The 22,703-nt window shown below is 71.6% G+C and carries 18 protein-coding genes; 8 read left to right on the top strand and 10 right to left on the bottom strand.

Translation table 11 applies throughout. From position 1 onward, the window contains the following. Positions 1-63 precede the first annotated feature (63 nt). Positions 64-3,153 carry an AAA family ATPase gene (locus DV701_RS04585; RefSeq protein ID WP_114927268.1) on the bottom strand — a complete coding sequence of 1,030 codons (3,090 nt, stop codon included), beginning with the start codon at positions 3,151-3,153 and terminating at the stop codon, positions 64-66. Then, positions 3,150-4,157: a hypothetical protein gene (locus DV701_RS04580; RefSeq protein WP_114927267.1), complete on the bottom strand. Its 1,008-nt coding sequence runs from the start codon at positions 4,155-4,157 to the stop codon at positions 3,150-3,152. Before DV701_RS04580 ends, DV701_RS04585 begins: the two co-directional genes overlap by 4 nt. A gap of 301 nt (positions 4,158-4,458) precedes the next feature. Here DV701_RS04580 and DV701_RS04575 point away from each other — a divergent pair, with 301 nt between their 5' ends. From DV701_RS04575 to DV701_RS04555, 5 genes are all read left to right on the top strand, one after another. Continuing rightward, positions 4,459-7,092, top strand: coding sequence for a DEAD/DEAH box helicase (locus DV701_RS04575; RefSeq protein ID WP_162802800.1), 2,634 nt, complete (start codon positions 4,459-4,461; stop codon positions 7,090-7,092). 1 nt (position 7,093) lies between these two features. Then, entirely contained in the window at positions 7,094-7,846 is a 753-nt protein-coding gene (locus tag DV701_RS04570; RefSeq protein WP_114927265.1) for a hypothetical protein, read from the top strand. Positions 7,847-8,118: 272 nt separating this feature from the next. Beyond that, on the top strand, positions 8,119-9,147 hold the full coding sequence (locus tag DV701_RS04565; RefSeq protein WP_162802799.1) for a hypothetical protein: 1,029 nt from the start codon (positions 8,119-8,121) through the stop codon (positions 9,145-9,147). Between the two features lie 24 nt (positions 9,148-9,171). Beyond that, on the top strand, positions 9,172-9,549 hold the full coding sequence (locus DV701_RS04560; RefSeq protein ID WP_114927263.1) for a hypothetical protein: 378 nt from the start codon (positions 9,172-9,174) through the stop codon (positions 9,547-9,549). Positions 9,550-9,915: 366 nt separating this feature from the next. After that, positions 9,916-11,091 (top strand): RtcB family protein, encoded by a 1,176-nt coding sequence (locus DV701_RS04555; protein WP_114927262.1) that lies wholly within the window; start codon positions 9,916-9,918, stop codon positions 11,089-11,091. Between the two features lie 3 nt (positions 11,092-11,094). Here the strand turns inward: DV701_RS04555 and DV701_RS04550 are convergent, their stop codons facing one another. The 8 genes from DV701_RS04550 to DV701_RS04510 all read right to left on the bottom strand — a co-directional run bounded on the left by DV701_RS04550 (position 11,095) and on the right by DV701_RS04510 (position 18,094). Further along, entirely contained in the window at positions 11,095-11,376 is a 282-nt protein-coding gene (locus DV701_RS04550) for a cupin domain-containing protein (protein ID WP_202863632.1), read from the bottom strand. 492 nt (positions 11,377-11,868) lie between these two features. Further along, positions 11,869-12,789, bottom strand: a complete 921-nt coding sequence (locus tag DV701_RS04540; RefSeq protein WP_114927260.1) for an ABC transporter permease — start codon at positions 12,787-12,789, stop codon at positions 11,869-11,871. 1 nt (position 12,790) lies between these two features. Then, on the bottom strand, positions 12,791-13,825 hold the full coding sequence (locus tag DV701_RS04535) for an aliphatic sulfonate ABC transporter substrate-binding protein (protein ID WP_114927259.1): 1,035 nt from the start codon (positions 13,823-13,825) through the stop codon (positions 12,791-12,793). 43 nt (positions 13,826-13,868) lie between these two features. After that, entirely contained in the window at positions 13,869-14,690 is an 822-nt protein-coding gene (locus DV701_RS04530) for an ABC transporter ATP-binding protein (RefSeq protein WP_114927258.1), read from the bottom strand. A gap of 467 nt (positions 14,691-15,157) precedes the next feature. After that, on the bottom strand, positions 15,158-15,829 hold the full coding sequence (locus DV701_RS04525; protein ID WP_202863631.1) for a nucleoside/nucleotide kinase family protein: 672 nt from the start codon (positions 15,827-15,829) through the stop codon (positions 15,158-15,160). A gap of 200 nt (positions 15,830-16,029) precedes the next feature. After that, positions 16,030-16,794, bottom strand: a complete 765-nt coding sequence (locus tag DV701_RS04520) for an ABC transporter permease (protein ID WP_114927257.1) — start codon at positions 16,792-16,794, stop codon at positions 16,030-16,032. Then, positions 16,791-17,525 (bottom strand): ABC transporter ATP-binding protein, encoded by a 735-nt coding sequence (locus DV701_RS04515; RefSeq protein ID WP_114927256.1) that lies wholly within the window; start codon positions 17,523-17,525, stop codon positions 16,791-16,793. Before DV701_RS04515 ends, DV701_RS04520 begins: the two co-directional genes overlap by 4 nt. Beyond that, complete coding sequence (locus tag DV701_RS04510) at positions 17,522-18,094, bottom strand: TetR/AcrR family transcriptional regulator (protein WP_114927255.1); 573 nt, start codon at positions 18,092-18,094, stop codon at positions 17,522-17,524. The genes DV701_RS04515 and DV701_RS04510 overlap by 4 nt, the downstream gene beginning before the upstream one ends. Positions 18,095-18,283: 189 nt before the next feature. On the opposite strand from DV701_RS04510, the gene DV701_RS04505 reads away from it, so the two are divergent. The 3 genes from DV701_RS04505 to DV701_RS04495 all read left to right on the top strand — a co-directional run bounded on the left by DV701_RS04505 (position 18,284) and on the right by DV701_RS04495 (position 22,631). After that, on the top strand, positions 18,284-19,240 hold the full coding sequence (locus DV701_RS04505; RefSeq protein WP_162802798.1) for a diacylglycerol/lipid kinase family protein: 957 nt from the start codon (positions 18,284-18,286) through the stop codon (positions 19,238-19,240). Between the two features lie 163 nt (positions 19,241-19,403). Then, complete coding sequence (locus tag DV701_RS04500; protein WP_114927253.1) at positions 19,404-20,753, top strand: HNH endonuclease signature motif containing protein; 1,350 nt, start codon at positions 19,404-19,406, stop codon at positions 20,751-20,753. Between the two features lie 192 nt (positions 20,754-20,945). Further along, positions 20,946-22,631, top strand: coding sequence for a ribonuclease J (locus DV701_RS04495; RefSeq protein WP_114927252.1), 1,686 nt, complete (start codon positions 20,946-20,948; stop codon positions 22,629-22,631). The last annotated feature ends 72 nt before the right edge of the window (positions 22,632-22,703 follow it).

Here is a 22,703-nt window from a genome sequence, read left to right as displayed (position 1 = left end):
CTCCTTCAGTGTCTCAGGGCACCGTACACAGACCGCGGAGAGACGGGACGGTGGGCTGGCGTGTCACGATGCTGAAGCATTGAGCGCGACGAGTCGGTCCCCGGCCCCCTCGTCAAGCCGCTCCTGAGCCCACTCCAGCACCCCGGACTCCTGCGAGAACAGGATGACCTGACGCTCGCGTGCGACGTCGGCCAGCAGGTCCAGCAGCGCCACCGTCCGGTTGCGGTCGCACTGCACGGTGACGTCGTCGAGGACCAGCGGCATGGTCTCGCGGGTGTCCAGGTGCTCCACGAGCGCAAGCCGCAGGAGGAGGTAGGTCTGCTCGGTCGTGCCCTGGGAGAGGTAGGTGGCGTTGCGCCATGACCCCGTCCGTTCCTGCAGCTCGACGGTCAGCTCCTCGGGGTCGACGCGGGCGTCGCGGTAGCGCCCACCGGTGACCGAGGGGATCCGGGGGCGCATGGCGGACTCCAGCACCGGGGCCAGGCTGCGGTGAGCCTCGCCCTGCGCGGCGTCGAGGTGCTCGACCGCCAGCTCGAGGGTGGCCTTCAGCTGCTCCACCGAGGCGAGTTCACGCCGCCGGCTGGCCTCCTGATCGAGGGCGGACGCCAGATCCTGCTCCTCGCTGCGGAGCGTCCGCAGTCGGCCCTCGGTGGTGGCCCGTCGGGTGGCGGCGTCCTCGACCCGCCGGCCGGCCTCCGCCAGCGCCTGCTCCAGATCGGGCGGGACGGGGCGCTCTGGCCGTCGTCCCAGCCGGGTGCGCAGCTCGTCGGCCCCGGCGGTCAGTTCGTCCAGGGACCCCCCGTCCAGGAGCTGGTCCCGGAGGGACTGCAGCCGGTCCCTGCGCGCGCGTCCCTGGTCGGCGGCCTGCTGCCGCTCCAGCCAGCCGCCCAGCTGGGTGGCGGCCCCGTCGGGGTCTTCACCGTGGTCTTGGCCCAGCTCTGCAGCCACCGCCAGGAGCGCGGAGCGCGTGGTCTCGCGGCGGGCGACCGCCGCTTGGTGCGCCGCCTCCTCCGACCGCCTCGAGGCGAGGGCACTCTCGAGGTCCACCCGGCGTCCTGCCTCGCGGGCGAGCGCGGCACGCTCCTGGCACTCCTGTTCGTAGCGTCGGTAGGCATGGTCCGCGGCCTCGGGACCTGCCACCCGGGAAACCTCCTCACCGCGCTCGCCGAGGGCGGCGAGCAGCCGGCCGGCCGTCTGATCGACGCGCTGCCGGAGCGCATTGGCCGAGCGCCGGCGCTCCTCGGCGGCCCGTCGTGCCCCTTCGCGCTCGTCGACCGCCCGGGCGAGGTCCTGTAGCTTCTCGGGGTCGACAGGCAGCCCGCGCGTCCGCAGCTCGCCGAGGAGCTCCTCACGCGCGGCGTCGAATGCCGCGACCTGCTCGGTCCAGCGTGCGCGCCGGGCCACGATGTCGTCCACCCGCGGCGCGAGCAGCGGTTCGCCCGGGCGGGGGCCGGGGTGCGTCATCTCCGGCGGGTTCGGCGGGTCGGGCGGGGAGGGCGGCGTGGGCCGCTCCGTCTCGGGCTCCGGCTGCTCGGACGTGGGGGACCGACGCCCCTTCGCACGCGCCGCGAAGCCCCAGCCGACCAGGGCCAGGCCCAGCACGAGCAGCACGACACCCGGCACGGGCTCGACCACGAGCATGACCAGGCCGACCAGCGCCATCAGCGCTCCGCCAACCAGCTGCCAGGTGCCCCCGCCGGCGGTGGACCGTTCCTGGGCCCGCCGCTCCGCCCGGGTCCGCTGCGCACTCTCCCAGGCGGCCGCCTCCTCCCGGTGCGTCTCCAACCGAGCCTGGTAGTCCCTCAGCTGCTCCTCGTACTCCGCCCGGGCCTGCCGGTACTCCGCCGCCGCCCGTTCGTAGCCCTCCGAGGTTTCGGTCCAGGTCCCCAGCTCCACGGCATACCTGCTCCGGGCCTCCTCGTGCTCGTCCCGCAGCCGCGCCTCCTGCTCGTCCTCGGCGGGATCCCACGTGGGGCGGGGGATTCGCAGGCGGTCGGCATACCGACGCAGCTCGTCGCTGCCGGCGTCGGGCAGCTCCACCTCGTCCCCCTCCGTCCCCGCGTCCGTCTGGGAGTCAAGGGCGGACACTCCCTGCCGCAGGCTCTCCCACAGCTGCCGCACCTGGGGGTCCGGCGTGGTGTCGCCCGTGGGGGCCTGGGGCAGCTTGGCCAGCTGCTGCTCGAGCTCGGCCGTGCCCGGCCCCTCGGGCGCCGGTGGCACCTCGCCAAGGGTCAGGTATGCAGTTCGCGCAGCGTGCACCCGCTCGCGCAGCTCCGGGGGCGCCGCGTCGGGCACCGTGCCTACCTCCGCCAGCTCGTTCTCGAACGCTCCGACGCGGGCCGCCCGGTTCTCTAGGGCGTCCAGCTCGGCCCAGCCCTCCAGGGTCTCCAGCGCAGTCAGCTCTGCCCGTGCGCGACCCTCGTCCTCGAGCTGCCGGGCCAGCTCGGCAGCCACCTGTCTCAGCTCGTCGCGGGCGGTCCGCAACCGGTAGGCCTCCTCCGAGGCGACCTGCAGCTGCGACGTGGCCGCACGCAGGGGTCGCTGACCGATGCTAGGACTGCCGACCCTCGTGGACAGCTCGTCCCGGAGGCGTTCGATGACCTGATGGGCGGTGACGTCGACCGTCTGGCTTGACGCGGCGCGCTGGAGGAACTGCTGCAGCTCGTCGGCCTGGTCGAGGACCCGCAGCACCTCGGCCTGCGGTACGAACGTCGTGGCGCGCAGCGTGCCGCGGGACAGGCCGAAGAGCTGGCCGACGTCGATGTCTTCGCCGGTGGACGGAGGGATGTCGAACCGGTCCTGCAACTCACGGGGCGTGAGCGTCCGGGAGGTATCCAGGTCGATGACCCGAGTGCTGCCCTGCTGCAGGTTCTGGGCCACGGCCAGGTGTGCCCCGTCGTCGGTGGTGATCTTCGCCGTCACCTGCCAGCGCGTCCCGCTCCACGGCTTGTGGCGGGCACGGAACTGCGCGTCCTCCTTGGTGCCGCGGCCCCGGGACCGTCGGCGCCCGGCAAGGCTGGCGTAGAGCGCGGCCGCCCACGAGGACTTGCCGCTCTCGTTGAGCCCGTGCACGACGGTGAGTCTCGGGCCCAGCTCGATCTCTGCCCCCTTGAACGGGCCGAAGGCGTCGGCGGTGATGCCGTCGAACTTCATGCCGTCGCCTCCTCGGAGTCAAGAGACGCCAAGCCCAGCGCCAGCGCCTGGTGGCGGCGGGACAGGTCGGCCCCGGGCCCGGCGAGCCGGCGGATGAGCTCGGCCTGGACTGTGCGCTCGGTCGGTGCTTCGGGGAAGACGTGCTCCAGGTCGCGCCAGACCACGGTGACGTCCGTACGAGACGGCTCCCAGCTCAAGGCAGGAGGGACAAGCACACGGGGGCCCACACGGCCCGCGACCACGACTCGGTCGAGCGGAGCGCTGGCGGCGAGCCGCTCGTCGAGGGCGGCCGTCAGGGACGCGACGTCGGCGTGCTCCCCGACATCCAGGGTGCGGACGGTGCCGAAAGCCGGCGAGAGCTCGACGTGTTCCGCGCGGGCGTCGGCACCGGCGTCGAGCGTGACGACGCAGGCGACGGGCCGGCCGGTGCCGGAGCCCGCCACGAGGGGCGGCACCTCCACGACACCTGCGGGGTGGCCGGGCTGCTCGTTGGGGTGGGGCTGGTCGGACCGGCCGGCCGCTGGGCGGACCGTAGGGCAAGAGGCCGATCCGCCGCCGGCCCGGGTGGTGAGCAGGGCGAGGGCGTCGTCGAGGGAAGGCACGGAATACCCCAGGGGTCCTTGGGCCACCACCCGACCGGTGCCGGCCTCGACCTCCACGGTCGCGTCCCCGCCGACCCAGTGAACGCCCCCGGGCCAGGTGGTGAGGGTGTGCGGACGGAAGCCCGTCTCGGCCTCGGCGGCGTCCGGGAGCACGACCACGGGGACCGGCACCGCCTTGAGCACCGCGCGCACGTCGTCGACCGTGGAGCTGCGCACGGTGCTCGGATCCCAGAGGCCGCCCAGCACGGCGAGCGCGTCGACCTGCAGGTCGAGGGTGCGTTGGACAAGCTCGAGCAGAAGACCGGCACTTGTGTCCCGGAGGGCCTTCCCCACTTCAGGAGCCTCGTCGGGCCACGCCCGGTCGAGGTTCAGCCCGGAGATGGCGAGCAGGCGCACGGTCATTGTGTCTCCCTGTCCGGATAGGGTCACCCTGTCGTACTGGGACCGTACAGGATGAGACGTGGCTGACCAGCAAGGACTCGTGCCAGGGGCGCTCGTGGCGGGGATCGTCGACGGCGAGACCGTCCGCGTGTTGGCGGTGCGCCACGCCGGGGAGTCGGCCCTGGTCTCCTACGAGCGCGGGTCCGGGGGGCGAGGCAGCGCCTTCCTCACCCGTGAGCAGGCCGCCGCGGTCGCGCCGGTCCGACGGGCGGCGACCTGGGGCGCGTCGTGGTCGGACTTCCGGCTGGGGCTGCTGGCGCTGATGCTGACCGCCGCGCCTCACGAGGGCCGCCTGCTCGCAGTCAGCTCCTCCAACATCGCGCCGCTGCCGCACCAGGTGCAGGCCGTCTACCAGGAGATGCTCCCGCACGAGCCGCTCCGCTTCCTCCTGGCGGACGACCCCGGGGCGGGCAAGACGATCATGACCGGGCTCTATCTGAAGGAGACGCTTGCCCTGCAGCGGGCCGGACGGGTACTGATCGTCGCGCCGGGGAGCCTGACCGAGCAGTGGGTCGAGGAGATGTGGACCAAGTTCGGCCTCGCCTTCGTCGAGCTGGGGATGGAGCACCTCGACCGCGGCGACCCTGCCCGGCCGACGGTGGCCCCGGCGGGTCCACTTGTCGTGGCCCGGGTGGACCAGCTGGCGCGCAACGGCGACCTGCGGGAAGCGGTGCTCACGACCGGGTTCGACGTCGTGGTCGTCGACGAGGCACACAAGATGAGCGCGCGGGACTGGGGGTCTAAGACGTTCTTCAGCAAGCGCTACCAGTTGGGGCAGGACCTGGCGGCGGTGGCCGAGCACCTGCTGCTGCTCACCGCGACGCCGCACAACGGCAAGTCCTCGGACTTCCAGCACTTCATGCGCCTGCTGGAGGTGGAGCTGGACCCCGACCGGCCGGTGCTCGACCAAGCCCCGGTACGACGCCTGGTGAAGGAACAGCTCGTCCACGCCGACGGGACCCCGCTGTTCCCGCCCCGGGTGGCTTCGACTCTCACCTACACCATGGCCGGTGCGGAGCGGGTGCTCTACGACGCGGTAACCGAGTACGTCGCCGACGAGATGAACAAGGTGATGGACGACACGGTCCGCCGGCACGTGGGCTTCGCGATGATGGTGCTGCAGCGGCGGCTGGCCTCCTCGCCCGAGGCGATCCTGCGCTCGTTGGGGCGGCGGCTCGACCTGCTCCGCACCCAGCTGGAGCTGGCCCAGGAGGCCGAGGAGGACCTGGGTCGCCTTCTGGCGGCAACGCTGGGGGGTGGTGCAGTGGGGGAGAGGGACGAAGACGAGGACGTCGACGACGACGCACGGTCGGATGCGACGTCGGCCCGGACCCCGGCCGAGCTGCAAGGGGAGATCCTGGTGCTCGAGGGGCTCGTGGCCAGGGCGCGGCACGTGCGCCAGGAGGGCGTCGACCGCAAGTGGGACGCCCTCGCGGGCCTGCTCACCAGCCCGGACATGACCGACGAGCGCGGATTCCGACGCAAGATCATCGTCTTCACTGAGCATCGCGACACGCTGGACTACCTGGAGGAGCGGTTAGGGGAGATCCTTCGGCCGGGGGAGCGGGTGGCGGTCATCAGCGGGTTGACGGCCCGGCACGATCGCCGGCAGGCGCAGCACGACTTCACCCATGATCCGGCCTGCTCGGTGCTCCTGGCGACCGACGCCGCCGGGGAGGGGGTCAACCTGCAGGTGGCCAACCTGATGGTGAACTACGACATCCCCTGGAACCCCAACCGGCTCGAGCAGCGGTTCGGCCGCATCCACCGGATCGGGCAGGAGCGCACCTGCCACCTGTGGAACCTCGTCGCGGCCGACACCCGTGAGGGTGCTGTCTTCGAGACCCTGCTGGACAAGCTGCAGGTGCAGCGGGACGCCCTGGGGGACCGGGTCTTCGACGTGCTCGGCGACGTGCTGTCCGGAGCGGACCTGAGCCGGATCCTCACGCAGGCGGTGCGGGGCACCTCGGGCGGTGACGGGCTGGACGTGCTGTCGGACCGGCTGGACCGTGGTCTGGCGGAGGAGGTGCAGCGGCGCGCAGCCAGCACGACCGAGTTCACCCAGGAGGACCTCGAGCTGATCCAGCGGAAGCTCGCATGGGCACGGGCATTCGACCCCCAGGCGAGCACTGTTCCCGAGTTCGCCCGGCGTGCCCTGCGACGGTACGGCGCAGAGGTGTACGAAACGGAAGTGGGCGTGTGGTCCGTGCCCTACGTCCCCGCTGTTCTTGCGGAATCGCCGGGCGTGGAACGGCAGTATCGACGCCTTCACCTGGACAAGGCCGGGTTAGACGCGGATGAGGCCGGGGCCAGCCAGTTCCTCGCGCCGGGCCATCCTCTGCTCACAGCATTGACTCAACGCGTGCTTGCCGAACTGTGCGAGCCCCTCCGTGATGGTGTCGCACTAGAGGATCCTAGTTCAGTCGACGACTACCTGCTTGTCACGACGGTTGAGCATGGATTCCCGAAAACGTGGCGCCATGCCCGCGATGGCAGACGGGAGGAGGCAGCCGTCGACGCGGCTCTGAGGCTGCACCCATCTCGCGGACGTAACGAAGCATGGGCGTCAGAACTGGCCGCGGCGTGTGAGGCGGCCCTGCAGGCAGCGTCGGCTCAAACGGTGATGGTCGTAGCCGTGCGAGGGACGGCGGACCGGGCCTTCGAGGTTCGACGGAGGAAGGCTGCGGCAAAGGTGCTAAAGCGAGTCCCTGTCACCGGCACGGTGGTCGAAGGCAGACCCGGTGATCCTTTTGACCTGGCTGTGGAAGTTGGACCTGACGTGCGCTTCTGGACCTTTCGACCCGAGGACTGGGCTGACGGCGCGCTGACGGACCCAGTCCTGACGGCACAACCGGCGGCGGCCCACCATGCGCGAATCCTGCCTGAGGAGGACTGAGATGGACGAAGCATTGGCGGAGGCGGTGGGGCGGGCAGCGCTCGCGTTCACAGAGGGACTGGCCCGCGAGCCTGAACATGACCCGCGCGCCTGCGGCATGGTCGAAGACTGCATCTCCGGGCTCGAGCGTGCGGCGGGCGACGAGCTGAACCTTCGTGGGATCGACGATGAGCTCGCAAAACGCTCCGTGGAGCTCTTGTCCACCTGTGCACGGCACTCGCCGCGGCAAGGCCTCCGCCTGGTGAGCGCGCTTTGGGCCTACTTCTCGCGGGCCTTCTTCATGGATGGCCTCCCGCAGGAGCGTCAAGACGGGTCGTCCGAGGCACGAGCGTGTGCCGAGCTGTACACGCTTCAGGAAATGCTCGAGGGCCTCGGCGAAAGTCACCTGCCCGCTCCTCGCCCCCCCGAGTGGGCATCCGCGGTGTTCACCAGCAAGCGCGCGCTGGCCCGAGCAGACCGCTCGTTCGCGAAGCTCCATGCGGAAGGTTTCGTGTGGGCCTTCGACGCCTACGTCCCCCCGGTCGATGTCTCTTTCGCCTCCGCCAGGAGGCTGATGGACCAGGGGCGCGAGTTCGCCGAGCTTTCGGCCGGGGAATACGGGGCAGGCATCGCCGCGCGCACGTGGGCGGACTATCGGGTCTTACACGATGACCCCAGAATTCTTAAGAGCGAGCTTCCATCAACCGATAAGTGGGGGCCCCATCTCGAGAAAAGCTGGCGTACCGCATCGTCCACATCGCCAGACGGCTGCTAGACGAGCACGATGACCGGAGTCTCGCTGAAAGCCTCCTCGTGCGAGATCGGTCGTTCGCCGCGAACACATCGTCCCACGTGCGAAGGGAATACCGGGAACTCCGGCTCGCGCTTCACCTCGCTTCGCGCGCAAGGCTGGTGGAGCTCTCACCGACTGCTGGAAGTATGCTCCCTCGTCCGACGCGCGCGAAGAGCATCACTCGCTTAGAACTACCCGCTGCAGGCCAAAGGGTGCTTCGCGCCTGCCAGTCGTCAGGCCCGAAGGATCCGGAGTTGCAGCAGTTCGCGGAAGCCTATCGCCGGGGAAGTCTCGAGGCGCGCCTCGCTCAAGCGAAGAGGACAGACCTGAGTCCGGGGCAATACTGGGTGCTGCACCTGTTGGAACGACCGGAGGTGAATAGAGAACTGTTGGCCAATCCCTCCTGTCCTGAGGAACTGGCACTGGCTATTGTTCAAGAGCGAGGGTACATGGGGAGGAGTGCGGTCTTCTCCGGCTTTCTCGGGCGGGTGGCCAAGCATCCCGAACGGGCCAGACTCATCCTCGCCGAGGGTAGGGACGCAAGGCTCGTGGCAGCCGCCGTTGTCGCCCACGCCGAACTACTGACCCTTGGGGATATCGCCGACCTCATCCTGAGGTCAATGGGGATGGTAATCCGGGACGCCTTCATGGTGCTGGATGCGATCACGGCTCTGGAGAAAGGGTTCCCAGCACAGTTTGCCGACCTGGTCGACAGCGCACGCGCAGAGTGCTACCGCTTCGGGGATGGGTATCGCGACGAGTTGACGAACAGGCTTGAGGCTTTCAAGTTGACGCCCCTTGCGGCTGCGCCCGCTCGAGAGGGTCGTCCCAGAGCCCGAGCGAAAGACGAAATCTGCGGTGCGCACGATCTCGAGACCTACCTCGCCCTCGTTCAGAGGGTGAACGCGCCCGAGCAGGCTGCTCGACTCCTCGGTTCAGGTTCCGGGCCCATCCCCTGGATCGAAGTCGAACATCTGGCGCGCCACGAGAAGATCGGTCGCGACATGCTGCGGGCCTTAGCCGTGTTGCCAGAGGCTCCGCCCGGAATCATCGTGGCGTTTGCCAAGAAGTACGGCTACCCGGACTACTTCAGGCCAGGCATCGTCGATGACGATGATCCCACGCAGAATTCCGCCACGTCACTTCGGTGGCTGCGGGAACTCGTCGCGACTCCTCAAGCAAGCGGAGGGGGGATCTCTGAGGCACGGGAAAGACTGGCCTGGAACGTCCTAATTGACCCGTTGCTCCGGAGGGAAATCGAGACCTTCAACTTTCCGGAATAGGGTTCGGCCGCGGTCCGGGCAGCGGTGGCCCTGCTGCGCGCGCGAGGCGGGGGTGACTTCGAGTCTCTCGACGCGATCAACAGGTGGATCGGTTTGGGCTGGGTGGAAAGGCTGGATGTTGCTGTGAGCGCCCCTCGCCCTGCGGGGATGATGCTGTACGGGTTGGAATACGGAAAGTTCCGAAATGCTCTCATCGGTTCGAACCCTGGCCTCCCCCCACCGGCCGAGCGTTGGTTTCGCAAGGAGCTTGGACGCGATACCGACGAGGCGGCGCGCACCGAGGCGTGGCGTTCGATCCACGGCTCAGGCGTGTCCCTCCGCGAGATCGTCGAACGTGCTCGACACGAGACGATGGAACGGATTGAGGCGACGGAGGACGAGGAATTGTCTGGGGGCCCGTAAGGCGCGCACCACGAGATGCTGCAGGCGTCCGACTTGGGTCGATGCTGTAGCCACTGAACGTTCGACATGTCTCGGTTGGCTCGCCCCGTGCGCACCGCCGACCAGCTGCCATATTTCTGTGATGGCCCGATCGGGTGGTTGGTGCCGGCCGAAGGGTCACAGCGGCCCTCGAGGAGCAGGGTGGCGCCGGTCTCTGCCGTTTGCGACGGTGAACCCGCACCGGAGGCAGGTGCGGGCGGTTGGCCTTCAGGTCAGCGCTAATCAGGCTCTTCGTCTTTGAAGGTGGGGTGAGGGCGACGCGCCGCCGCGCTGGGTGACCGGCGCGGACCTCCTAGGCTTCAGGAGCGAGCCGAGACGGAGGGTGGCATGGAGAAGATCAACGACAAGCTCTATTCGTGGGCCTCGATCATCGCCGACAACGCGCTCGAGCAGGCGCGGCTGACCGCGCAGCTGTCGATCGTCGACCCGCACGTGGCGCTCATGCCGGACGCCCACCTGGGGATGGGTGCCACGGTCGGCTCGGTCATCCCGACGGTGGACGCGGTGATCCCGGCGGCGGTGGGCGTGGACATCGGGTGCGGGATGGTCGCGGTGCGCACCCAGTTCACCGAGGACGACGTCCGCGCGGCGCGCCGGCCGCTGTCCTTCCTGCGGGAGCAGATCGAGCGCGCCGTCCCGCTGAGCCCGGGCCGCTACAACCGCAAGGTCCTCGGGCTGGCGACCGAGTCGGTCGTCGAGCTCGAGGAGCTGGCCGAGGTCGAGGGGGTCCGGCCGGCGGACTTCGCAAAGAACTGGCGCCTGCAGCTGGGGTCGCTGGGCGGCGGCAACCACTTCATCGAGGTCACCGTGGACGAGGACGGCGCGGTGTGGACCTTCCTGCACTCGGGCAACCGGGGGGTGGGCAACCTCATCGCGCGCCGCTTCATCAAGGCCGCGCAGCAGCTCGCCGAACGGCGCGGCGACGACCTGCCCGACCGTGCCCTGGCCTACCTGACCACCGCGGACGCCGACTACGCCGCATACCTCGCCCACCTGCACTGGGCGCAGGAGTTCGCCCGGCTCAACCGTGAGGTGATGATGGACCGCGTCGTGGACCAGCTGGCTCGCTTCCTGGGCAGGAGCGTCGACCGCCTGGAGGAGGTCAACTGCCACCACAACTACACGTCGCTCGAGGAGCACTTCGGCAAGGAGGTGCTGGTCTCGCGCAAGGGCGCGATCGCCGCGCACGCCGGCGTCCGCGGACTGATCCCCGGGTCGATGGGGACCAGGTCGTATGTGGTGACCGGCAAAGGCGACGAGATGTCGCTGTGCTCGGCCCCGCACGGCGCGGGCCGGGAGTACTCCCGCACCCAGGCCCGCAAGACCTTCACCCAGGACGACCTGCGGGAGCGGATGGCCGGCATCGAGTACCACGACCACCCGGCCTTCGTCGACGAGATCCCGGACGCCTACAAGGACATCGACGTCGTCATGGCGGACGCCGCCGACCTGGTGTCGGTCGACCACGTGCTGCGCCAGATCGTCAACGTCAAGGGGCAGTGAGGCTCAGACCCTGAAGTCGAAGCGGATGTCCTTGGGCATGACGTGGACGGCGGTGAAGTCCGGGGTGCCCACCACCTGGTGGACCTCGTCGGCGGGCACCACGAAGGTGTCGCCGGCGCGCAGCTCGTGGGCGGCGTCGGGGAAGCTGATCGTGCAGCTGCCCTCGAGCAGGACCAGCACCGACTCCACGGAAGCGGTATGCCGCGGGAACGCCGTGCCGTCGGTGCCCCTCATCTCCTTGGTCACGAGGTCTGCGCCCTCGCGCAGGGGAGTGGTCTTCCTCACTGCATGCTCCTCACGATGGGTTCCTGGTGGGTCGCCGCAAGTCTCGCAGGTGCCGGCGACGGCGAGGCGGCGGGCAGGCCGCCGACGAGCACCGTCGGGACCCCCGGCCCCACGACCACGCCACCGTGGCTGGTGGGGTCCCCGACGCGGGCGGCGGACGGCATACCCGGGCTCAGTTGATCCGGACGAGGGCGCCGGTGACCTCGCACACGCCCGACGAGCGCAGCGTCGTGAAGGCGCCCGACTCGAGCCTCATGGTGGCGGCGGACCGGAGCGTGACCTGAGCGTGCCCGCCCCGGCAGGGAGACCCGGACGCGACCGCGTCCCTCCGGGTCCTCGGCGTCCATGACCTCGGCGCGCACGAGCTGTGTCATGGGGACATCCTGCCGTTCCCGACGGACCAGCGGTGAGGCCTTCTTCAAGATTCCGCACGGAGGAGCACCGGCACCTGGGGCGTCGCGGACTCCGGCAGCGACTGAGGGCCTGAGGCCGCTACATCCACCTCCTCAGCAGGCGCGTCTCGACCAGGCCGATGACGGAGTCGGTGAGCTTGCCCAGCAGGGCCAGCAGCACGATCGCCAGGACCAGCCGGTCGACCCGGCCGTTGTTCTGCGAGTCGGTGAGCAGGAAGCCCAGGCCCATCGAGGCGCCGGCCAGCTCGGCGGCGACCAGGAAGAGCCACGCCTGCGCCAGCGCGAGACGCAGGGCGGAGACGACCGTGGGCAGGACGGCCGGGAGCTGGATCCGGGTGAAGAGCCGCAACGGCCGGAGCCCGTAGGCCCGCCCGAGCTCGATCAGGTGCACGTCGACGTGCCGCAGGGCGCCGGCGACCATGGTGTAGACGGGGAAGAACGCACCGATGGCGACGAGGGTGACCTTGGAGTCCTCCCCCAGCTTCAGCCAGAGGATCAGCAGCGGCACCCAGGCGAGGGACGGCACCGCCCGGAAGGCGCCGACGGTCGGGGCGAGCAGGAGGGAGGACCAGCGCGAGAGTCCGACGACGGCACCGACGGCCAGCCCGAGCAGGGCGCCGACAGCGAAGCCGAGCAGGACGCGTTGCGTGGAGATGGCCACGTGGTGGGTGAGCTCACCGCGGGACCACAGGTCGACGCCCGCCTCCCACACCGACACCGGCGGGGGCAGCTGATAGACGGCGAACACCCCCGCGGTGCTGGCCCAGTGCCAGGCCACCACGAGCACGGTCGGGACGAGCAGGCCGAGCAGACCCACGGCATACGCGTTGGTGGGCAGCCGCGGCCTCCGGGGGCCGGGGGCGGCCCCGGTCCCGACACCGGCCCGCCGGCCCGTCCGCGACGAGCGCCCGTGGTCGCTCGCGCCGGGCTCCGGGCCAGGCCCCTGGTCGAGGTCCGCCTCGGCGGCGCCGCGCGCGCGAGGGTCGGTCACTGTCGACATGTCAGCCGCCCGCGGTCTCGTCGAGGGCGGCGTTGACGAAGGAGGTGTCGTACAGCGAGGTGAGCGCCTCGTCGACGACCTCCTGGTCCGGCACGTCCCCGGACTCCACGAAGATCGTGCCGACGAAGCCGAGCACCTCGGTCTGCACCGGGCCCGGGACCGGGTCGAGGTCCAGGACCGTGCGGTCCACGAGCACCTCCTCGGCGATGGCCGGCTCGATCGCGGCGACCTCGGCGAGGATCTCCACGGTCTCCTCGGGGTTCTCCTCCGCCCACGCCCGGGCCCTCTCGTAGGCGTCGACGACGGCCTGCGCCAGGTCGGGGCTGGTCTGAAGGAACTCCTCGGTGGCGTTGAGGAAGCCGTAGGTGTTGAAGTCGATGTTGCGATAGAACAGCGTCGACCCGGCGTCCTGGACGCTCGAGGCCATCAACGGGTCCAGGCCCGACCAGGCGTCGACGCTGCCGTTCTCCAGGGCGGCCTTCCCGTCACCGTGCTGCAGGTTCTGCACCTCGATGTCATCCAGGGTGAGCCCGTGCTCGGCCAAGGCCTGGAGCAGGAAGAAGTAGGGGTCGGTGCCCTTGGTGGCGGCCACGGACCTGCCGCGCAGGTCCTCGACCTCGTCGATGTCCGAACCTGCGGGGGCCACGAGCGCGGACCACTCGGGCTGGGAGTAGAGCAGGATCGTCTTGATCGGGGAGCCGTTGGCGCGGGCCAGGAGCGCGGCCGAGCCGGCCGTCGACCCGACGTCGATGGCGTGGGCCCGCAGGCCCTCGTTGGCCTTGTTGGAGCCGGCGGACTGGGTCCACACGACGGCGACGTCGTCGCCGAGCTCCTCCTCGAGCCAGCCCTTCTCCTTGATGATGAGCGACAGCGGGTTGTAGGTCGCGAAGTCGATGTTGAGCTCGGTGTCGCTCCACCCGCTGCCCCCGGCGGCGGGCGCAGCCTGCTCCGAGCCTTCGCCCGCGACGCACCCGGTGAGGAGCAGGGCGGCGAGGACGGGCGCGGTGAGGGCGAGGACGAGTCGTCTGGTGGTCATGCGGTCTCCTTGTGGGACAGGTTGTTCAGGATGGTGGGGTAGGTCAGCCGCGGTGGTGGGCGTGGACGCCGAGGCCCTCGAGGAGCCGGACCTTGAGCGCGGCGAACTGCGCGTCGCCCCGGTCCCGTGGCCGTGAGCCCGGGACCGTGGTGAGCGACCGGATGTCGGCTCCCCTGCTCGGTCCGGCGGTGCCGACCAGGGCGACCCGGTCGGCCAGGTAGAGCGCCTCGTCGACGTCGTGGGTGACCAGGACGACCGTGGTCGGCTCCGCCGTGTGCACGTCCAGGAGCAGGTCCTGCATCCGCAGCCGGGTGAGGGCGTCGAGCGCCCCGAACGGCTCGTCGAGGAGCAGGACCTGCGGGTTTCGGGCCAGCGCCCGGGCCAGGGAGGCCCGCTGGGCCATGCCGCCGGAGACCTGCCGGGGCAGGCGGTCGGCGGACTCCGCGAGGCCGACGAGGCGCAGCAGCTCAGCCACTCGCTCCGCACCGGCGGCGGCCGAGGTGCCGGGCGGCAGGCCGAGCGTGACGTTCTCCGCCAGGCTGCGCCAGGGCAGCAGACGCGGCTCCTGGAAGGCCATCGCGCAGCGCTGGTCCACCTGGCGCACGGGCCGGGAGCCGATCAAGATCTCGCCGGAGTCAGGGGTGTCCAGGCCGCACATCTGCCGCAGCAGGGTGGACTTGCCGCTGCCGGAGGCGCCGATCAGCGCCACGATCTCGCCGGGGACGATGTCGAGGTCGATGCCGGTGAGGACCTGGTGCGGGCCGGTCTTGGTCGGGAAGGAGCGGGACACACCGCGCAGCCGGACGGGCGCCGCGCTGGCGCGGCTCCCGGTCGGTGTCGCGGTGGCGAAGAGGGTGGGGGCCATCGACGTTTCCTTGGGTCACGTGGGGGATCCTCCGCGGAGGTGCGCTGGCGGCTGCGGCCCAGGGGGCGACGGTCGGTGGAGGCCTCGACCCGTCAGACACCAGCGCGCTGCATGCACATGCGCATGCAGCGGCGGCAGGACATGACGGGGGCCACGGCCTCGGGCAGGGGCAGGCGGATCGACATCTCGCGCAACCCCTTTCCGTAGGCATAGGTCGACAGGCGCGCTCAGAGGTGGGCGCCGACCGAGGTGACTGCGAGCACCCTAGCCTGATTTCTTCGGTCTTGTTATCACCGACTTACAGGCAGACGAAGATTGCTCGGGCCGTCGGGTCTCACTGGGAGAAACGTTCGGCATCCTCCGGCGAGATTCGCCGACTCGATCGCGCATCGGCGGGAATTCGAACGACTCCTTGGGGGGTCGCCTGCCCGACCAGGGCCCAGGACACCCGCGAGGGGCACGCGGACCTAGGTCCCGGGCTCGCCGGGCCGCGCGCCGCCCGACAGCCGCACGACGCGCGTCGCCCCGCGCCTGAGCGACTCCACCGCGACGGCGTTGTCGTGGTCGGGTCCGAGCGCCCGCTCGCGGGCCCGTGCCGGGTCCTCGCCGTGCCGAACGTGCCGCTCGACGAGGCGGGCCTCACGCACCCGGGGGTCGAGGTCGAGGAACCACACCTCGTCCAGGGCGGCGCGCGCCCGGGGCCACGCGCCGGTCGTGGCGAGAAGGTAGTTGCCCTCCGTGACCACCAGCGGCACGTCCGGCGAGATGGGCAGCGCGGAGCCGATCGAGGTCTCCAGGTCGCGGTCGTAGCGCGGGGCGTAGACGGTCTCCTCCGGGGCCTGGGCGCGCAGCCGGGCGAGGAGAGCGGCATACCCGGCGTCGTCGAAGGTGTCGATGGCTCCCTTCCGGCCGCCGGCCCCGCGGGCGTGCAGGATCGCGTCGTCGAGGTGGAAGCCGTCCATCGGTGCCAGGGCGACCAGCTGGGGGCCGAGCGCGTCCGCCAGGGCCGCCGCCAGGGTCGACTTCCCCGCGCCCGGCGCCCCCGTCAGCCCCAGGATGGTGCGTCCCGGGCGTGCTGCGAGCCGGCGCGCGTCCTGGATCAGACTTGCAAGCGTGTGCGACGGCGGTCCGGGGGTCACCGCTGGCCCTCGGCGCCTCGCGTGCGCGGCTCGCACGCCGTGCAGGGTGGCCAGCAGCCCGGCATACCGTCCCCTTGATCTCCTCGACCGACGCCGCGTCGCAGGCGGGGCCCGCTGCGCGACGGCGTCCTGTCCACAGACTATCCAGCAGGTTGCCGTCCGGCGCGGGCGACGACCCCGGGACCGGACCGCCAGGCGGGTCAGACCACCTCGGCCCGGCGCCACCACCCCACCGTGGCCCACCCGCTCAGCGCGACGACCAGCGGCACCACCGCCAGCCAGCCGGGAGCGACGTGCTCCGTCCCCGAGCCGGCACCCATGGCCCACACCGCGGCGACCGACCAGGGCCACCAGGTGCCTGCGCCGGCCACCGTCGCGACCTGGGCCGCGACGACGAGCACCAGCAGGCCGCCCACGGCGGGCAGGTAGCCGCGCCCGATGCTCGCGGGCAGCGCGACGGGCAGGGCGAGGAGCCCGGACAGGACGGCCAACGTCGTGAGCCGCACGAGGACGCGCCCGTCGGCCGCGTCGGGGAGCCCGAGGCCGGTGGCGGTCCCGATCATCCAGGCCGCTGCGGCCACGCCGAGGCCCACGACCACGGCCCACACCGCGAGGAGCACCAGCTTGGCCCGTGCGACCGAGGTGCGCGGCGTCGCCGAGGCGTACAGGGAGACGACGGTGCGGTCGGCATACTCCCGTCCGAAGCACCAACCGACCACGATGCCGGAGCCGATCACCCCGGCGGTGGCATAGATCTGGATCAGGCCGCCGAGATAACCGGTCCAGCCGATGCCCGGCAGCAGCAGGACGGCCTTGGCGCTCATCGGGTCGGCGCCCCCGCCCTCGGCGGCGATCAGGAAGGCGCGCGCCATCAGGGCCGGGGCCAGGAGCAGGCCCACGGTCGCGACGGCGACCACCCGCGAGCGGCGGAACTTGAGCACCTCGACGGCGTATGCCGCGCTCATCGCGACGTGTCCCGGCGGCGGGACGCATCGGCGGCGTGCACCATCGCGAAGAACGCTCGCTCCAGGTCGACGCCGTGCGGGTCCAGCTCGCCCACGATGGTGCCGGCACGGATGACGCTCACGCGACCCGCGACCCGTGCCACCTCGTCCAGGTGGTGGCTGGAGACCAGCACGGCCACCCCGGAGGCGGCGCGCGCCTGCAGCAGCTCGCGCAGCAGCAGGACCCCGGCCGGGTCGAGGGCGCTGGTGGGTTCGTCCAGGACGAGCAGCCGCGGCTCGTGCACGAGCGCGCTGCCCAGCCCGACACGCTGCCGGTTGCCCTGCGAGAGCGTCGATCCACGGTGCTCCGCCCACGGACCGAGCTCGAGGTCGGTCAGTATGCGGTCGGCGCGCGCCCGGGCGAGGGAGGCGGCCACCCCGTGCAGCCGCGACGCCGCCCAGAGGTTCTCCCTGACGGTCAGCTCGGGGTAGACGAACGGGCTGTCCACCAGGTGTCCCACCCGGCTCCACCCCGCGCTGTCGAGGTGGGCGACCTCGACACCGTCGATGCGGACGGCACCACCCTGGGGACGGATCATTCCCAGGACGGCGCGCATGAGGGTCGACTTGCCAGCTCCGTTGAAGCCGACCAGCGCGTGCACCTCGCCCGGAGCGAGGCTCAGGTCCACGTCGTGCAGCACGACGGTGTCGTCGTAGCGGTGGGCCAGGCCGCTGACCTGCAGCGCGCTCATCGCCCCGCCGTCCCGTCGAGCACGCCGAGCGCCGCGCCGAGCCGGCTCGACATCGGCTCGACGGTGTCGCCGAGGCACCATTCGAGCAGGGCCGCGGTGAGTGCGGCCAGCGCAGCGGCCGAGGCGACGCGGGCCTCGAACGGGCTGGCACCGCCGGCGACGAGGACCTCCACGATCGCCTCCTGGGTGGTCTCCGTGGCTGCGTACGTCCCGGCGCGCAGCACCGGGTGCTCCGCCGCGATCCGGACCCGCAGCCGCACCTCCTCCTGGGCCGGCAGGTCCACGTGCGTGAGCGCGGCGCGGAGTCCTGCGCAGACGCGCGCCAGGGGCGGGAGCCGGCTCGGGGCCGCGGCGACGGCGGCGGCGATGGCCGGGTCGAAGCCGTCCTCGAGCACGACCGCGTCCTTCGTCGGGAAGTGCCGGAAGAACGTCATGTGGCTGACGCCGGCCTCCCGCGCGATCTGCTCGACGGTCGTCGCGTCATACCCCTGCTCGGAGAACAGCCTGAGCGCTGCCGCCTGCAGGCGCGACCGGGTGCGTGCCGTCCTCGTGGTCGTCGTGCCAGACATGCTCACGATGTTAGTGACTAACGCTCAAGAGAGGAACCCTGTTGGAGGTGCGACATCCGCGTGCGACGTGCTGACCCGGGCGGCGTCTCGCCACGCCGCCTACGCTGGGGGTCCGCACCGTACGCCCGACGACGAACCCGAGGGGGAGAGCTGAGCGCCGACCAGGACCCCGGCCACGAGGCCGGCGCCGTGAGCGAGCCCCGTCCCCTCCTCGTCCTGGCCAGACCCGCCACGGACGACGACGGGCGGGCCGCGCTGGAGCGGGTGCGCCAGCTGCTGGAAGGGGTTGCACCCCACGGGGTGGAGGTGCGCACCCCGGGGTCGGACCAGGCGTATGCCGACGCGGTCGCCTCCGTCGCCGAGCCGAGCCCGCGTGACGTCGTCGTCCTCGGCGGCGACGGGTCGGTCCACCGGCTGCTGCAGGAGCTGCACGACCAGCAGGTGACCGGCAGCACCGTGGGCCTGGTCCCCGCCGGCACCGGCAACGACCTGGCCCGCTCCGTCCACCTCCCGCTGGAGGCGCAGGACTCCGCGCCGGTCGCGGTGCACGGACGTCCCGCACCACGGGGCCTGCTGGTGGACGACACCGGCGGGGTCGTGGTCAACGCCGTCCATGCCGGCGTCGCGGCGGAGGCCACGGTCCACGCCGGCGAGGTCAAGGGGATCTTCGGCAAGGCCGCGTATGCGGTCGGCGCGCTGCGCGCCGGTCTCACCTCCCGCGGCTGGCACCTGCGGCTCGTCGTCGACGGACGGACCGTGGTCGACGGCTCCCGGCCGGTGCTGATGGTGACCCTCGCCCTTGGCTCCTCTGTCGGGGGCGGGGCCCGCGTCGCGCCGGACGCCCGTCCCGACGACGGCCTCGTCGACGTCGTCGTCGCCCGAGGGACCTCCCCGGTGGCCCGTCTCGGGTTTGCCCGGGACCTGCGCAGGGGGCGGCACACCGCCCGCTCCGACGTCACCGTGACCCGGGGCAGGGAGGTGCTCGTCGAGGCGGTCGGGCCCAAGGACGCCTTCCACCTCAGCGCCGACGGTGAGGTCTCCCCGGCGCGGATCAGTCGTCGCAGCTGGCGGGTGGAGCCGGGGGCGTGGCGGCTGCGGGTGCCGGACCGGGCGGCCACGCCGCCGCGCAGCGATGAGCGAGGGTGACCCACGGCCCGGACTGGCTCGTATGACCTGGACGTGCCCCTCCATGGCGGGACCCTCCCGGTGTCTGCGCGTCGGGTGTGAGGGGGTTGCGGGCCGAGAGGGGGCCCGCCCCGGCTAGCCGCTCCGTGAGGGTCTGTCGGTGCCTCGTCGTACAGTTGTTCGCATGAAGGGATGGAGCGGTGAGGTTCTTCGGGTCGGCGCGGGGGCGCTGGCCGCGGGGGAGCCGCTGCCCGGGCCCACGGGGGCCACGAGGGGGGAGGCTGCGCGCAGGCTGCTCGGCGACCTCGGCCGTCTGGCGGTCCGTGCTGAGGCTGTGCTCGGTGACGAGGGCGCGGTGACCGTCCAGGACCTCGAGGTGGACGAGCTGCTCGACCACGTCGCACGAGCCGCGGCGCGCCTGGACCGCTCCCGCCTGATCCTGGCGTGCGAGGCCGCCCAGCGCGGCCTGCACCTGGGGTGCGGGTCCACCCTGGCGGACTGGTTGGGCGCACGGTGCCCGGACCTGAGCTCGCGCGACCGGATCGACCTCGCCAAGCTTGCCGGCGCGTCCACGGAGCAGACGCTGGCCCCCGTCGTCGACGGCGTGCTGTCCGGCGGGATGAGCATCGAGCGCGCCGCCCGGGTCCTGCGCACCCTCCAGCGGCTGCGGCCCGGCATCGACGACGACGCGCTCTTCGCCCAGGCCGTCCACGCCCTCGTCGGCCTGGCCGGCCAGCCCGGCGTCGACGACGGCGACCTGGCGCGGGCGGTCAACGAGCTGCTGCGCCGGTGCCTGCCGGAGAAGTCGCACGACAAGGACAACAAGGCACGGCGGGCCCTGGGCGACGTGCACGAGTCCTCGCTGGCCGACGGGAGCGTGCGGCGCATCATCTGGACGATCGGCGACGACGCCGACTACGAGGCCGTCAAGGCCGTCCTCGACTCGCCGCTGGCCGCCCCGGCCACGCAGGAGGAGCAGGACGCGACGGGGGAGAAGGACACCCGGACCGCGGGGCAGCGCCGCTACCACGCGCTGATGACCGTGCTGAGGCGCGGCGTCGCAGGATCGCGGGGTCAGCCGACGACCGCCAAGGCGGTGGTCGCGGTCACGATCGACTTCGAGACCCTCCAGCAGCGGCTCGCCGAGAAGGCCGGCCAGCCGGGGTGCGGTTCCACCCTGGACGGGAGGCGGCTGGTGTCGGCGGAGTCCATCCGCCGGCTGGCGTGCGACGCGGACATCATCCCCATGGTCCTGGGGACCAGGGGCGAGGTCCTCGACCAGGGCCGCAGGCGGCGCCTCGTCACCCCTGGTCAGCGGGCCTACCTGGCCCGCCGCGACGGCGGATGCTCCATCCCCGGCTGCACCGTGCCCGCGACGTGGTGCGACAGCCACCACGTGATCTGGTGGTCGCGCGACGGGGACTCCCACGTCCTCAACTACGCCCTGCTGTGCCCGCGGCACCACGCCTGGGTCCACGACAACGACCTCACCGCGACCGTCACCGCCACCGGCGTGACCTGGCACCTGAGATGACCCTGCTCCGTCCCGGCCCCGCACGGGCCGGGGCGCAGCCATGTGCCGATGGGCCCGCCGCGCGTCAGCACGACGCCGCACCCGCCCGCGCGGTGGAGGACCGGGGCGGTCGAGGGCGTAGGGTCGTCCCCGAGAAGGCGCGAGGACAGCTCGTGCCGCCACACCCCATACCCGACGTCGACGAGGAGACCCATGAGCCACCCGCACCCCGAGCTGGGCGCACCGCCCGCACTGCCCCGCAACGGACTGAGAGTGGTGGCGCTGGGCGGCCTGGGGGAGGTCGGGCGCAACATGGCCGTGCTCGAGCACCGCGGCAAGCTGCTCATCATCGACTGCGGCGTGCTCTTCCCCGAGGAGCACCAGCCCGGCGTGGACGTGATCCTGCCCGACTTCTCCTACCTGCAGGGACGGTGGCAGGACGTCGTGGGCGTGGTGCTGACCCACGGGCACGAGGACCACATCGGCGGGGTGCCCTACCTGCTCAGGGAGCGTGGCGACATCCCGGTGGTGGGCTCGCGCCTGACCCTGGCCTTCGTGAGCGCCAAGCTCAAGGAGCACCGGATCAAGCCCAAGACCACGCAGGTCGCCGAGGGGGACCGCATCAACCAGGGCCCCTTCGACTGCGAGTTCGTCGCGGTCAACCACTCCATCCCCGACGGCCTCGCGGTGATGGTGCGCACGCCGGCCGGGTCGGTGCTGCACACCGGTGACTTCAAGATGGACCAGTTCCCGCTGGACGACCGGATCACCGACCTGCGCGCCTTCGCCCGGCTGGGCGAGGAGGGCGTGGACCTGTTCATGACCGACTCGACCAACGCCGAGGTGCCCGGCTTCACCACCGCGGAGAAGGAGCTGTCCACGGCGATCGACACCGTCTTCCGCACCGCGCCGGGGCGCATCGTGGTGTCCAGCTTCGCCAGCCACGTCCACCGCATCCAGCAGGTCATGGACGCCGCCGCGGCGCACCAGCGCAAGGTCGCCTTCGTCGGCCGCTCCATGGTGCGCAACATGAAGATCGCCCAGGACCTGGGCTATCTCAACGTGCCGCGCGGCCTGGTCGTCGACGTCAAGGCGCTGGACAACCTGCCGCCCACCAAGGTGACGCTGGTGTCGACCGGCTCCCAGGGCGAGCCGATGGCCGCGCTGTCGCGGATGGCCAACCGGGACCACCAGATCCGCATCGGCGAGGGCGACACGGTGCTGCTGGCCAGCTCGCTGATCCCCGGCAACGAGAACGCGGTCTCCCGCATCATCAACGGCCTGACCCGCTTCGGCGCCAAGGTCGTGCACCAGGGCAACGCCAAGGTGCACGTCTCCGGGCACGCCAGCGCCGGCGAGCTCGTCTACTGCTACAACATCGTCCAGCCGCGCAACGTCATGCCCATCCACGGCGAGTGGCGCCACCTTCGTGCCAACGGGGACCTGGCGATCGCCACCGGGATGGACCCCGAGCGGGTCGTGGTCGTCGACGACGGCATGGTCGTCGACCTGGTCGACGGCCGGGTCAAGGTCACCGGCAAGGTCCGGGCCGGCTACGTCTACGTCTCGGCCGGCAGCGTCGGCGACGTGACCGAGGAGGAGCTGCGCGACCGGATGACCCTGAGCCAGCAGGGCACGGTCACCGTCGTCGCCCTCGTCGACTCGGACACCGGACGGCTGACCGAGCCGCCGGACTTCCTGGCCCGCGGCCTGGGCACCGACGAGAAGATGTTCGACGCGGCGGTGCCGGCCATCGAGAAGGCCCTCGCCGACGCGGCGTCGCAGGGGATCGGTGACCACCAGGAGCTGGAGAAGCGCATCGCCCGGGCCGTCTCGCAGTGGGCAAACCGCAAGCACCGGCGCAACCCGCTCGTGATCCCGGTCGTCATCGACGCCTGATCTCCCTGGAGCGCGTGCCGGGGCGGCCGCGCACTGCCCGCGGGGCAGCGCGCGGCCCGGGGGGCAGCGCGC

Source organism: Ornithinimicrobium avium (assembly GCF_003351765.1).
GTDB classification, from domain to species: Bacteria; Actinomycetota; Actinomycetes; order Actinomycetales; family Dermatophilaceae; genus Ornithinicoccus; species Ornithinicoccus avius.
Note: the sequence above shows the minus strand (reverse complement) of the source record. Positions and strands in the feature narration are given on the sequence as shown.